The sequence below is a fragment of the uncultured Rummeliibacillus sp. genome, assembly GCF_934216135.1.
Classification (GTDB): domain Bacteria; phylum Bacillota; class Bacilli; order Bacillales_A; family Planococcaceae; genus Rummeliibacillus.
The window spans coordinates 80,280-94,375 of record NZ_CAKQBI010000011.1 but is presented as its reverse complement, the minus strand read 5'-3'; the positions used below and the strand labels follow the sequence as shown (position 1 = coordinate 94,375).

Here is a 14,096-nt window from a genome sequence, read left to right as displayed (position 1 = left end):
TCAAATTATTTTTGTATATTAACAAGAGATGAGTTTATATTACTTTTTAAATTTGGAACGTAAAATTCCAATAATCGCCGGTAAAATGGAAACAAATACAATGGCTAAAATAACAGTAGAAAAGTTATTTTTTACAACTGGGATATTACCGAAGAAGTAACCACTAAATACTCCAACCAATACCCATAGTAAAGCCCCAGTGACATTATACATAATGAAGTAATTATAACGCATTTTACTTGCACCGGCTATAAACGGGATGAAAGTCCGAATCACCGGCATAAAACGTGCGATGACGATCGTCTTACCACCATGTTTGTTGAAGAAGTCTTGTGCTTTTTGCATTCGTTCTTTATTCACCATGCGCCCTAAAAAGCTATCTTCAGGAATTGATTTACCTAATTTATGACCTATCTCATAATTCAAGGAATCTCCTAAAACGGCAGCCACAAAAAACACAAGCAAAGAAACCCATAAGTTTAAGGCTCCTAGCGATGCAAGTGCTCCACTTGCGAATAGCAGTGAATCACCAGGTAAGAACGGCATAATAACGACGCCTGTTTCAATAAACACAATAAGGAAGACAATTCCGTAAACCCAAGCATGATATTGGGAAACAATTTCAGTTAAGTGCACATCAATATGCATGATAAAATCAAATAATCCTTTTATAAGGTCTATCATTACTTCCACTCACATTCTATACATATTCTTATTCATGATACTGTTTATGTTATCTTCTGTCACGGTATAAATACGTAACACTCTAATTGTAACGTTAAATGCTAGATGAATGTTGCAAAATTTATGACAAGTCAGATGAACATATCATTAAAAATAGTAATCCTTCTTCGAAAACAAATCTGTATTCTTTTTAATTTTCTAAAATGGAAGATTTACAAACACCACCGCATATACATAACTTATAATGATATTCCAAATCTAGGATTTAATCATTCAGAATATTTATATTTTTAGTGGCATAAATTCGTTTTTATTATCTCTATTTTGTGTTACCATAATGAAGTTACAATTTAATTTTATAGCATCGAAGGAGTTTTTATCTATGAACAAGAAACCACAGCTCCAACGAGGTTTGGAGTCGCGACATATCACGCTAATGTCGCTCGGTGCTGCCATAGGAGTCGGGTTATTTCTAGGTTCTGCAGGCGCTATTCAATTAGCTGGTCCTGCAATTTTAATCGCTTATGCCCTTGGTGGTATCGTAATTTTCATTATTATGCGTGCACTTGGTGAAATGGCGGTTGAAAACCCTGTCGCCGGATCCTTTAGTCGCTATGCTAAAGACTATTTAGGACCACTCGCAGGATTTATAACTGGATGGAACTATTGGTTTTTATGGATTGTGACATGTATGGCGGAAATAACCGCAGTCGGGATTTACATGCAATTATGGTTCCCAGGTTCACCAAAATGGATATGGGCACTTGCTGCACTTGTAATTATGACAATAGTCAATTTAATCGCAGTCAAAACATTTGGCGAATTTGAATTTTGGTTTGCCTTCATAAAAGTTTTTGCAATAATCGCAATGATTATAGTTGGATTAGGGATTATTTTATTCGGGATAGGTAATGGTGGTATAGCTATTGGCTTTAGTAATTTATGGAGTCATGGTGGATTTATGCCAAATGGTATAAAGGGTATCTTCATGTCATTACCAATTGTAATGTTCGCATATCTTGGAATTGAAATGATTGGTATTACTGCTGGTGAAGCCAAAAATCCTAAAAAGGTTATTCCTCATGCAATTGATACAGTACTTTGGCGGATATTAATATTTTATATTGGTGCTTTAACTGTAATAATGTCTATTTATCCATGGAATGAAATCAATACAAACAATAGTCCATTTGTTTTAATGTTTGATCAAATTGGACTAAGATATGCAGCAGGTATTATTAACTTTGTTGTATTAACAGCTGCATTATCAAGCTGCAACAGTGGTATATTTAGCACTGGACGAATGTTGTTTAACCTTGCTGAACAAAATCAAGCACCTGCTTTTCTTAAAAAGGTAAGCCATAATGGTCTTCCAACAGCAGCTATTATTGCTTCATCGTTTGTTCTTTTAATTGGTGTCATTTTAAATTATTTTGTAGCGGAAAAAGTATTTATGTGGGTAACCAGCATTTCAACTTTTGGTGCTATCTGGACTTGGATTATTATTTTAATCAGTCAAATGAAATTCCGTAAAACTTTATCGAAAACACAGGTTTCAAAACTTTCTTATAAAGCATATATGTATCCATTTGGCTCTTACTTCGCTATTGCGTTCCTACTTTTAGTTATTGTTCTAATGGGCGTATTTCCAGATACAAGAATTGCACTTGAAGTTGGTCCAGTTTGGATCCTCCTTTTAATTATTTTCTATTATACAAAATATAAAAAAGCTTAAATATAAGTCTATTTGTATTATGAAAAACCCGTCAATCAAAAGTGATTGACGAGTTTTTTGTATATTTAGAGTGTCTCTTTAAGCACTCTCATATTCTGTTTAAATCTCACTAAACGCGAGAAAGAGCTTGGTCTTTTAAATTACGACGTAATATTTTCCCAGTAGTATTCTTTGGTAATTCATCTAATATAATAATTTCTTTTGGACATTTATATTTTACTAAATGTTCTTTACAGAATGCATCTAATTCATCAACTGTAATAGATTTGTCCTTCAGTACTACGTATGCTAGTACTTCTTCACCTAGATTTGGATCTGGTATACCAACAACAGCCGCTTCTAATACTCCTGGATTTTTATAAAAGACTTCTTCTACCTCTCGTGGGTAAACGTTGAAGCCACCTACAATAATCAAATCCTTTTTTCGATCAACAATATAGAAATAACCATCTTCATCCATTCTTGCTAAATCGCCCGTATAAAGCCAACCACCACGAATTACCATAGCTGTCTCCTCAGGCATTTTATAATACCCCTTCATAACATTAGGTCCTCTTACAACAAGTTCACCGACTTCACCGACCGGTACTTCTTCACCTAACTCATTAAAAACTTTGTTTTCTACATTTACAATATTCGTACCAATTGAGCCAGGTTTTCGTTCACGGTCCAGTGGGTTAAAACAAGTAACTGGTGAAGCCTCAGATAGACCATATCCTTCTGATATTCTAACATTAAACTTATCCTCAAAATTATGAAGTAAAGCAACTGGCAAGGAAGATCCCCCCGAAATGGCTAAACGTAATGATTTTAAATCATCTGCATTTCCTTCCGGGAATTGATACAAGAAATTGAACATCGTTGGAACCCCAGCAAAAACAGTTGGTTGAAGTTCTCTACCAATTCTAAAAATTTCTTTTGGACTAAATTTAGGCACAATGATTAATTGCGCTGAAGTTAATAAAGGCGCATTGACAACAACCGTTAAAGCAAAAACATGAAAAATAGGTAAAGTAGTTATAATACGATCATTCTCATTGAATTGTAAATAATCAGATATATCTCTAGCATTTGAATATAGATTCTTATGTGTTAACATAGCTCCTTTTGGATGCCCTGTTGTACCTGAAGTATACAATATAATAGCTGTCTCATCATCATCAATCTCTACTGGTTTTACCACTGGCTCTGATTGAGCTAATAATTGCGTAAAAAGATGAACTTTTTCTTTCACAATTGGTGATAGCGTTTCCATTTTCTCGAATATATCTGGTTTCGTTTCGCATATTACATACGCTTTTACACTAGGAAATAATTGAACACCAGCTTCTACTAAAGGTAACAACGCATCTAAGGCAATCACGGCTTTAACATCACCATTTTGAATAATATATGTAATTTCATCTGGTGTATAAAGCGGATTAATCGGAATAGCTGTTGCACCAATTCGCATTGTTGCATATAAAGAAATTATAAAATGAGGTGTATTACCTAATAAGAAAGCAACATGATCGCCCTTATCAACCCCTAATTCTTTTAATGCAGTTGCCATTTTTGAAACAGAATTTTCAAATTCTGAGTAAGTAGTATCTTTTCCCCCAAAATGATAAGCTACTTTGTCTGCTTGTTCTATAGATGTCTTATAAACCGCTGAAACTAAATTCATATTCTCAACCCCTTTGTAAGAATAAAATGAACGGTAATTCATTCCCCATCCATATCTATTATATAGAAGTTGAAAAAATAAAACAACAGACATTCTATTTTTCGCTAACTGTTGTTAGTATTTTTCTATTTTTTGATGTTATTTTGTTTTTAACATATTTATCTTAAAGCCCTTATATAGAGTGAATTCTCTAAATTAAATAGCTCTTATATGCGACAAATATCGCCATCGAATTAGATAAAAATAACATAATTGCATACATGAGATGCCTGCTAGCACGAGGAATATCTCTCTTATAATCGATAAATCCGCAATTCCTTTCCAGAATACTTGTAATGCCATAAATGCAAATGTGCTATGAAACATCGCTAATCCCCATGGCATAAAGAACTGTGGAATCAGTTGACTATTTACTATTTTACGTAACTCTTTATCGGTAATGCCCATTCTACGTAATGCGTCAAATTGCTTTTTATCTTCTTCTAAGCCCGTATAAAGTTTAAAGTATATAAAGCTCCCTGATGCTAGGAAAAATACTGTAGCCGCTAATAATCCGATAAACAACAATAACGCAAACGTTGAGCGTATAAAAGAATAATCCAACCCTGAGTTTTCAAAATAGAAAGGCAAGTCATTTTCATGATTAGTCATATATGCTTCTGTCATTAAGGCGTCTAGGTTTTGACCGATATCTTTTGTTTCTGTCCATTCAGGTACTGAAAAAACAAAAATATGATTCGTGGATTGGTTTGCATTTGCACCTACCATTGGTTCTTTGATTAAACGAAAATCTTCATCGCTAACTACGATGACATTTGTTCCAAGCTCTGTAGGTGAGAATAATACTTTTGGATACACCTTATTTATCGTTAAAGGAATACTATTTTCTTGTAAAACTGTTTCAACATTTTTCTTTTTTAACATATCAATAGAATCCATTGAATAAGGTAGGAACATCGCTTCACCTGGTTTTAAGTTAACGACCGGATAACTATATAAAAGAGCTAGTCTATTAATATCTGATTGCGTCAATATTTTTACGGTCTTTTGAGTATTTGACGATGTTTGTCTTTTTACATCGAATTTATTGAGGTGATAACTTAACCCCTTATCCTCTAATTCCTCGATTAATCCAGATACATGCGTTTTTTCATATGGGTTATCTATTTTGCTAGAATACACCATTCCCAATGGATTTAATTGATGATACTGGTGTGTAAATGTGGACATTGAACTTAAGGAGCCGACTGCCAAAAAAGCTAGTGTAGAAACCATACATGAGATAAAGAACATTCTCGAATTTTCTCGCATAATCGACGAAATTTTGGCCAATGAGATAATCCGATATTTATGCCAATACCATTTTCGATGTCTACGTATTCGTGACAATATAAAAGGTACAGAATCTGTAAAGAATAGATATGTACCAATCATTGCAAAGGGAGGTGTTAAAGAAACAAATACAATAAGATAGGCTTTATTAATATTGGCTGCCATTACATACGCCATAGTTAATAACAATAAGCCTGCAATCCCTCTCCAAACGGAATACTTTGCAATCTGTTCATTACGCCAATATCCTCTCAAAAGATTCACCAAATTATTATCCTTGATGAACATAACACTAAAAGATGAAATAATCACAAATAGACTTGTGAATGTACCAATTGTTAACGCAAAGGGCTTCCAAGAAAAATACAATGGTAAACTATCAATTTGCAAAATTTCTCTGACAATCATAAAGAAAAATTTAGAAAAAGCATAACCAAAAACTATTCCAACAATGATAGCAGCAATTCCAATAATCATTGTTTCAAATAGAATTAGCTTATTGAGTTTTCTTTTCTCAATCCCTAATTGTAGTAATATCCCAAACTCTTTTGAACGAGCTTCTAAAAAAGCCCGCATAGAATAAAACAAGAAAAACAATGTGAACAGCACTAAAATAACTTCTGCACCGAACATCCCTTGAAAGGCAATTTCCCGGAGAAATTCATCTTCAACTTTTGGATGAAACATTAACATGGAATAGATAAAAAATACCATAACCGATGAAACACTTGATAGAAAGAAAGCTGCATAAACACGCTGATTTCTTATTACATTACGGAAGGCGAACTGTCGAAAAGTCACCGACATGACCCCCTAATAAGCTCAACACATTTAAAATAGCTTGAAAAAAAGTTTGGCGATGGTTATCTTTATATATTTCATTAAAATACTCTCCATCTTTGATAAAAAGAACCCGGTCACAATAACTTGCTGCAATAGGATCATGAGTCACCATCACGATTGTTGTGTTTTCGTGCTTGTTAATACGTCTAAGTAATTCTAATACATCTTTTGAAGACTTAGAATCTAAATTTCCTGTTGGCTCATCTGCTAATAGAAGTGATGGCTTATGAATAATGGCTCTCCCAATAGCTGTCTTTTGTGCTTGACCACCCGAAATTTCATTTGGACGCTTTTCGAGTATCTTTTCAAGTCCTAATTGTTCTGTAACATATTGAAGTCTCGTTTCCATTGTTTCAAGATTTTGATCATCAAGCGTTAACGGTAATACAATATTTTCTTCTACGGTTAACATCTGAAGTAAATTAAAATCTTGAAAAACAAACCCTAGTTGGCGTCTTCTAAAATAAGCTAAATCATTTTTCTTCAACTTATGAGGTTTTATGTCATTGACGATAATCTCACCTGATGTTGGTGTATCAATAGTAGAAATCATATTTAGAAGCGTTGTTTTTCCACTTCCCGATGGTCCCATCACTGCTAGAAATTCACCATTTTCCACTTCGAAGCTAAGTTGATTGACCGCGCGATGTGTAACTTTACCTTCATATACTTTCGTTACATCCTGAATTTTTAAAATTGACATATACGTTTACCTCAATTCTATTATGAATGCTGGAAGTGAACACGTATGGTTGTACCTCTTCCTACCTCTGAATCTATTTCTAGTTGATGCCCTAACTTATCACAAACCTCTTTTGCCAAATATAGACCCATCCCCGTAGATTCGGCTGTTTTCCGACCATTTTCACCAGTAAAGAATGCTTTCGTTACACGTTTTAAATCTGAAGGTGGTATTCCAATACCCTCATCTCTAATGGTTAAAATAATTTGTGTGTCATTAACTTCTGCAGATAAATACAGCTTTTTTCCATCTTCAAAAGTATATTTTACTGCGTTGGTGATAAATTGGCCGATGATAAACTTCATCCATTTCGGATCAGTTGGGACGATACAATCCTCAGCGATATCAATATTAGGGTATACATGATTTGTGATAAATAATCTTTTATTTTCATTTACGATTGAGCTTACCAATGGGCGAAGAGCAACCTGCTCAATTTTCATATCCTCTTCAAAAGTATCTAGACGTGCATTCATCAAAACGGTTTCCAGACCATGTTTTAGTCTATCTACTTCCTCTTGAACACTAACCTTATCTAACTCTCCATCTTCTTGCAAAAGTAGTTCCAAAACACTAATTGGTGTTTTCATCTGATGTACCCACTGATTCATAAATTGAAGATGACGATTTTGTTGAGCATATAAAGCTTGTGCTTCTAATTCATAAATTTTGTATAGTTCATGAATATATTCTTCTGCAGCAATATTTGCTGGGGTTTTTGCGTTTTTTTGTAATGCGTCTTCCATAGAATGAGGTAGTTGAAGGATCTTATTATAGAAAGAGCGGCGCATAATATACCTTGTACATAAAAAAGTTACGGTTAAGATTAACGAGATAATGATAGAATAAATAGCTGTATCAATATTACGAAAACCATCTAACCAATATAATAGTAGGATAAATAACACCAGCAATATATCAAATATGACATAGCCAACATGCTCCTTTAGAAAAAGTTTTATAGAATCCATGATTATTGCTCCTCTTCACATAAAACAAATCGATAACCTGCACCACGCACTGTTTCAATAGTAGATAGCACATGATAATCCGAAAGCTTTTTTCTCACCCTTGTCATATTAACGTTCAAAGTATTTTCATCAACAAAAGCTTGATCATCCCATAATTCTTCTAATAATTTTTCTCTAGAGACTACCTTTGGGGCTTGTCCCATTAACAATTCTAAAATGACACATTCTTTTTTTTGAAGTGGAATTTGTGCATTCTTTGTATGCAACTCCATACGTTCCAAAAATAGTTGTAATTGACCAAGCTTTATCGTTCTTTCCTCTTGCTTCATCGCATATTCTCCATACGATCTTCGTAAATGACTTTTAATCTTTGCTAACACAATTTCATAGTTAAATGGCTTTGTGATAAAATCATCGCCACCGTTCTCTAATGCAAAGATTTGATCCATTTCCCCAGATCTTGCTGAAATGAATATTATTGGGCAGGTCGTTAACTGTCTAAGCTGGCGACACCAGTAATAACCATCAAATGAAGGTAAGTTTATATCAAGCAAAACAAGATGTGGATCGAACGCTTTAAAATCATCTAGAATGTTATCAAAAGATTCCACGGTAGTTACATCATAGTGATACTTGCGTAATGTATCCGCTAATAATGATGCAATTTTCACATCATCTTCCACGATTAAAATTCGATGTGTACTCATTATTCTCCCCTCCATCTTATTCGTCATATCCGTAAAATTAATAGATTAGTTTCAAAAATTCTTCTTTTGAAACTCCTCCAAAATACTTAGGTATATCTATATTTTCAAGAGCTTTTGAAATCTCATGAGGTTCATATTTTTTGCCGTTCAGAACTTCTTCTATGTCTTTCATTTCACCGACACCAAAGAAATCACCAAAGATATGCACTTGTTCCATAATACCTTTTTTTACTTGTAAACGTAAATCGATAAAACCAGAAGCGAATTTCTTATTTCGTTGAATATTAAACTTAGGCGATTGTCCATAATTCCAATCCCATTGTTGATAACGCTCTTCTGATAATTTATAAATATTATCCCAATCTTCTTTTGTTAGTTCGTAATATTGAATATTTTCTTCTCCACCGAAAATCGATTTTAGTATTTCCATTCTAAATTCTTCGATTGTTATTGGATTTTCCATAAAATCAGCAATGTTCGCAACACGTGAACGAACAGATTTAATACCTTTTGATTCGATTTTTTCCTTTTTAACTTTTAGTGCAGATACAACATGATCAATATTTGTATTGTACATTAAAGTACCATGACTAAACATACGACCCTTTGTTGAGAACATGGCATTTCCTGAAATTTTACGCCCTTCTGCCAGGATATCGTTGCGACCAGAAAGTTCAGAGTCAATACCTAGTTTTTTCATAGCATCAACAACTGGCTGCGTAAACTTTTTAAAGTTTTGGAATGATTCTCCGTCATCTTTTGTTAAAAAACTAAAATTCAAATTACCAAGATCATGATACACGGCCCCACCACCAGATAATCGACGAACTACAATAATATCATTTTCTTCAACGTAATCTGTGTTAATCTCTTCAATTGTATTTTGATTTCTTCCAATAATAATTGATGGTTGGTTAATATAAAACAGTAAAAATGAATCCTTTTCTACATCCATTGTTTTTAATGCATACTCTTCTATTGCTAAGTTAATACGTGGATCGTTGATTCCTTTATTATCGATAAAATACATGTATGTCACTCCCTCAATATATTCATAAATTATTTTAACTTAAATTTGGAATTTTGTATTGACATTTACTCCTCTGTTATAATACAATACTTAATAACAAAACAGTAATATAACAGTATTGTGAAGGAGGGGACTTTCAATGTTAGAAAATGTTGTTGAATTTTTCAAAAACTTACCTGATAAACATTGTGCAGAATGTGGAGAAAAAATTGAAGAACAAAGCGAGTGCTATACTAACACTTGTGAACATTGCAATAACCTTTAATAGTTTATATTACTTACTAGACTAAACGTCTCCCAAGATTCGTTTAGTAATCGCTCACTCCTCATCACTGTCTGAACCGCAGATGATGAACTTATAAGTAAACCGCTTACGAAAAAAGCGTAAAGAGCCCGAACCCCTCTTTACGCTTTTTTATTAATCTTTGATATATTCATATTTTAAAAAGGCCAAGGACTATTCCCTGGCCTTTTATATTGATCTATTCTGCAGTAGCTTCTTTTGAATGGCGTTTTGCAAATAATAATGCAAAAAATCCAAACGTAATTGCTAAGAAAGCAACCAAATATGTTAACAAAATCGCGATATTAAATCCGAAAAAGCCCATATCTCCAGTTGAAATAGCCGCCTTGAAGCCTTGAACTGTATATGTCATCGGTAAGATTTTGTTAAATACATGCAACGCTTTTGGTACTAATTCTAACGGGAATGTACCAGCACTTGTTGTAAGTTGAAGAATAAGGACAATAATTGCTAAGAATCGTCCAGGATCTCCTAAAATAGTAACAAGCATTTGTATTAAAGCTAAGAAAACATAACTTGTTATTAAAGATAACAAGATAAACGCACCAATATTGGCCATTTCAATTTTTAATACAAATAATGATATTAATACTACGATTATAGATTGGAAGAAACCAACTACAGCTAAAATAACTGTTTTACTAGCAAACCATGAGAAGCCATTTTTTGGTTTGATAGCTGGTTCTACTAATGGGAAAACAATTGAAATTAGTAATGCACCAACAAATAATCCTAGTGAAATAAAGTAAGGGGCAAAACCTGTTCCATAGTTTGGAACTTTATTTACTTCTTGTTTATCTACATCAACTGGTTCGCCAACCATATCATATGTTTTTTGAGATGCATGAACACTTGAAGCAGTTTGATGAGCATCAGCAAGTTTATCTTGTAGTGTTCCTGCCCCATCTTTTAATTTAGTGGTACCATCTGCAAGTTGTTGCGATCCGTCAGAAAGTTTTCCTGCACCACTTACTAAAGATTGTGTTCCATTACTTAATGTATTTAAACCGTTTGCTAATTTACCTGAGCCGGCTTGTAGTTGACCCATTCCATTTACTAATGATTGTGTACCATTACTTAATGTACCCAAACCAGCAGTTAATTTTCCTGAGCCTGTTTGTAATTGACCAAGTCCATCAGTAAGCGATTGTGTTCCGTTACTTAATGTGCCCAAACCAGCAGTTAGTTTTCCTGAGCCTGTTTGTAATTGACCAAGTCCATTATTAAGTGAAGCTATCCCTGTATTTAGTTGGCCAGCTCCTGCATCTAATTTTTTAGCACCTTCTACTGAACTACTCCAATTTGAAGCGAGCTTATCTGTTCCTGCTGCTAATTGTTTTGTACCTGGCGCTAACTCTTTGCTTACTTTCTCATTCATCTGGTCTAAACCAGCTGAAACTTGTGCAGCACCTTCTTTTAATGCAGTTAAATCTCCTGTAGTTGGTGCATTCATTTTCGAAACTTTATCGTTTAGTGCAGTCGTTCCTGCACTTAGATTACTTGCACCTGTTTTTGCTGTAGTTGCTCCCGCTTTAAGAGTATTTGCTGTAGCTAATAATTGGTTCTTTTGCTCATCAGTTAATCCTAAAGAATTAATCTGTTGGATTAGTTTTTCTGTACCTGCTTCTAATTCGGCTGTACCTGTTGCTAAATTAGCTGCTCCACTATTTAAATCTGATACACCTGTTTTTAAAGAGGCAACTTGTGTAGGCATTTCTCCTAAGCCTGTCACTAACTGTGATACGCCATTTGATACATTGCTGGCACCTGGAGCTAATTTAGCTAATCCAGTACTCAATGTACCAATACCTGTATTCACTTGTTGTGCTCCATCATTTAAAGCATTGATATTAGCTGTATTGCCTTCTAGACCTGAAACTAAAGTTTCGGTTCCTTTTTTCAAATCAGATGAACCTGTTTGTAATTGACCTGATCCATCTTTTGCTGAGGTGATACCATTATTTAATTCATTTGATCCTTTTGCTGCGGATTTTGCCCCATTATTTAATTGGGTTGCTCCATTTGCTGCTGAATCAATTCCATTCTTTAAATCATTAGAGCCTTTTGCTGCAGATTTTGTTCCATCATTTAATTGGGTTGCTCCATTTGCTGCTGAATCAATTCCATTTTTCAAGTCACTCGATCCATTCGCTGCAGACTTTGCTCCATCGGCTAACTGAGTTGCTCCATCTTTTGCAGTTTGAAGCCCATCATTTAATTGGTTGGCGCCTTTATTTAATTTGCCCGCTCCATTTTCTAATTTACCTGCTCCATCTGCAGCTTCTCCGAAACCGTTACCCATTTTTTTGATATTCGCAAACAACGTTTTCGCATAAGTTGCTGAGACTTGCTTATTTACCTCTTTACGAACTAATTCTAAAGCCGTATTACCAATTTGTCCGCCTAAGAAGTTATAGCCTTCATTTGGCTTATATATTATTTTCATTTGTTCAGGATCATCCTCTAAGATTGAACCTGCATTCTTTGAAAAGTCTTTTGGAATAACAACTTCCATATAATAATCGCGATTTTTTAATCCCTTATTCCCATGTTCTTGGGTAGTCTCCGTGAACTTAAACTTTTTACTATCAATTAAATTTTCTGTAAGGTCATTTCCTAGATGCTTTGTCTTGCCATCAATTGTTGCACCTTCATCATTATTTACGATAGCAACTGGTAAATCCTCTAAATTTGCATATGGATCCCAAAATGCCCATAAGAACATACCAGCATATAGAACAGGGACAAATAAAACAGCAATTATAGCAACTAAAACTTTTCTAGAATGAAAAATTTTACTCCATTCTGCTTTAATCACAATTTACTCCTCCTAAAACTGACTGACCAATATTCTCATTTGGTCATTTTATTGCAAAAAGAATCTCATGGTAAGAGACCTTTAAAGATAGTATCTCGAAACAATGCTGCGATTCTTTCTTCGGATAATTCCGAATCATGTGTTTCGCCCCAATCTGCGACTAGACCAATATAAGATTTAAATAATAGAAAGGCTACAAGTTCCGAATCACATGGACACAATTCTTTTTTATCTACAGCAATATTTATCTTTTCCGAAATGTAGGAGACAATTTCTTTTTCGATACGAATTAGCATTGTTTGAACAGTTGGAGTTCGAAGCTCTTTTTCTTCTTCTACTAACTTTGCATATAGTTGATGTACTTCTCTAAATTGCAAGATTTTCATTAAAACATTATGTGCATTTTCTTGAAATGGACGGCTTGTTTCAATTTCCTGTTCGGCCGCTAATTTCATCTCCAAAATTAGTTTTACTACAATCTCTTGAAAAAGTATTTCTTTATTTTCGAAAAAAGTATAAATCGTACCTTTTCCTACATTCGCAATTTTCGCCACTTGATCCATGGTTGTTGCTTTATATCCAAATAGTGAAAAGGATTTGGATGCTGCTTCAAGAATCTCTTGTCTCCTATCCATATGGTTTCTTACCTACTTTCTGCTTACATAAAATGACCAGAAAACATTTTCGGTCATCTGGTCATTAATTTTACACTTATTAATTTTTAGTTGCAAGACATTTTAATAAATACTAAATCTTCCTCGAATATAGATTAATGGTCTTCGCTTGAAGAATCATTCATATCCATATTCATACTTCCATCGTCATTATCCTCTTTTACTTTACTCATATCAGGATTGCCAGCTACAATTTTTTGTTTAGGCATTGTGTGTAAACCGCGAGCTGTGGTGTGAGCATACATATAATAGACACCATCATGATCGAATTTTGTCGTTGCTTTGTATATGCCGTCTTTATCTAATTTACCTTCAAGCATTTGTCCATTATCTCTATTACCTGATTCCCAAACTTCAAATTTCACTTCATCAGCATCGTCTACATTTTCTCCACCTTGAGTAACATGAGCGGCTAATTCAACATCCTTTCCAACTTTTACTTTTTCAGGTGTTTGAATAGCTACTTTTACTTCTACTGTTGTTCCTTCGTTATGTGATGTAGAATCATCTGTCTTTGAACTATTTGCATTGTTACAGCCAGCAAGTACACCAGCTATTACAGCTAAACTTATTAGTAGTTTTTTCATCAT

12 protein-coding genes are annotated in these 14,096 nt (G+C 34.1%); 2 read left to right on the top strand and 10 right to left on the bottom strand.

The annotated features are described in order from the left end of the window. Window positions 1–39 precede the first annotated feature (39 nt). The gene (locus Q0977_RS09350; protein ID WP_241155063.1) at window positions 40–681 is read right to left on the bottom strand and encodes a DedA family protein; all 642 of its coding nucleotides are present in this window, start codon (window positions 679–681) and stop codon (window positions 40–42) included. Window positions 682–1,066: 385 nt separating this feature from the next. Here Q0977_RS09350 and Q0977_RS09345 point away from each other — a divergent pair, with 385 nt between their 5' ends. After that, window positions 1,067–2,419, top strand: coding sequence for an amino acid permease (locus Q0977_RS09345; RefSeq protein WP_119414589.1), 1,353 nt, complete (start codon window positions 1,067–1,069; stop codon window positions 2,417–2,419). 109 nt (window positions 2,420–2,528) lie between these two features. Here Q0977_RS09345 and Q0977_RS09340 read toward each other — a convergent pair whose 3' ends face one another. The 6 genes from Q0977_RS09340 to Q0977_RS09315 form a co-directional block, all read right to left on the bottom strand. Further along, a complete protein-coding gene (locus Q0977_RS09340) occupies window positions 2,529–4,085 on the bottom strand; it encodes a fatty acid--CoA ligase family protein (protein ID WP_124217797.1) in 1,557 nt (518 codons plus the stop codon). A 195-nt stretch (window positions 4,086–4,280) separates the two neighbouring features. Then, window positions 4,281–6,218: an ABC transporter permease gene (locus tag Q0977_RS09335; RefSeq protein ID WP_119414587.1), complete on the bottom strand. Its 1,938-nt coding sequence runs from the start codon at window positions 6,216–6,218 to the stop codon at window positions 4,281–4,283. After that, complete coding sequence (locus Q0977_RS09330; RefSeq protein WP_119414586.1) at window positions 6,190–6,963, bottom strand: ABC transporter ATP-binding protein; 774 nt, start codon at window positions 6,961–6,963, stop codon at window positions 6,190–6,192. Before Q0977_RS09330 ends, Q0977_RS09335 begins: the two co-directional genes overlap by 29 nt. A gap of 20 nt (window positions 6,964–6,983) precedes the next feature. Next, on the bottom strand, window positions 6,984–7,973 hold the full coding sequence (locus Q0977_RS09325; protein ID WP_119414585.1) for a HAMP domain-containing sensor histidine kinase: 990 nt from the start codon (window positions 7,971–7,973) through the stop codon (window positions 6,984–6,986). Window positions 7,974–7,975: 2 nt separating this feature from the next. After that, entirely contained in the window at window positions 7,976–8,680 is a 705-nt protein-coding gene (locus tag Q0977_RS09320; RefSeq protein WP_299512972.1) for a response regulator transcription factor, read from the bottom strand. Window positions 8,681–8,717: 37 nt separating this feature from the next. Next, window positions 8,718–9,710 carry a lipoate--protein ligase gene (locus Q0977_RS09315; protein WP_299512969.1) on the bottom strand — a complete coding sequence of 331 codons (993 nt, stop codon included), beginning with the start codon at window positions 9,708–9,710 and terminating at the stop codon, window positions 8,718–8,720. 139 nt (window positions 9,711–9,849) lie between these two features. On the opposite strand from Q0977_RS09315, the gene yhfH reads away from it, so the two are divergent. Continuing rightward, window positions 9,850–9,975: a protein YhfH gene (gene yhfH / locus Q0977_RS09310; RefSeq protein ID WP_119414582.1), complete on the top strand. Its 126-nt coding sequence runs from the start codon at window positions 9,850–9,852 to the stop codon at window positions 9,973–9,975. 217 nt (window positions 9,976–10,192) lie between these two features. Here yhfH and Q0977_RS09305 read toward each other — a convergent pair whose 3' ends face one another. From Q0977_RS09305 to Q0977_RS09295, 3 genes are all read right to left on the bottom strand, one after another. Next, the gene (locus Q0977_RS09305) at window positions 10,193–12,832 is read right to left on the bottom strand and encodes a YhgE/Pip domain-containing protein (RefSeq protein WP_299512965.1); all 2,640 of its coding nucleotides are present in this window, start codon (window positions 12,830–12,832) and stop codon (window positions 10,193–10,195) included. Between the two features lie 65 nt (window positions 12,833–12,897). Next, window positions 12,898–13,467 (bottom strand): TetR/AcrR family transcriptional regulator, encoded by a 570-nt coding sequence (locus tag Q0977_RS09300; protein ID WP_119414580.1) that lies wholly within the window; start codon window positions 13,465–13,467, stop codon window positions 12,898–12,900. 134 nt (window positions 13,468–13,601) lie between these two features. Then, on the bottom strand, window positions 13,602–14,093 hold the full coding sequence (locus tag Q0977_RS09295) for a FixH family protein (protein WP_299512962.1): 492 nt from the start codon (window positions 14,091–14,093) through the stop codon (window positions 13,602–13,604). Window positions 14,094–14,096: the final 3 nt, after the last annotated feature.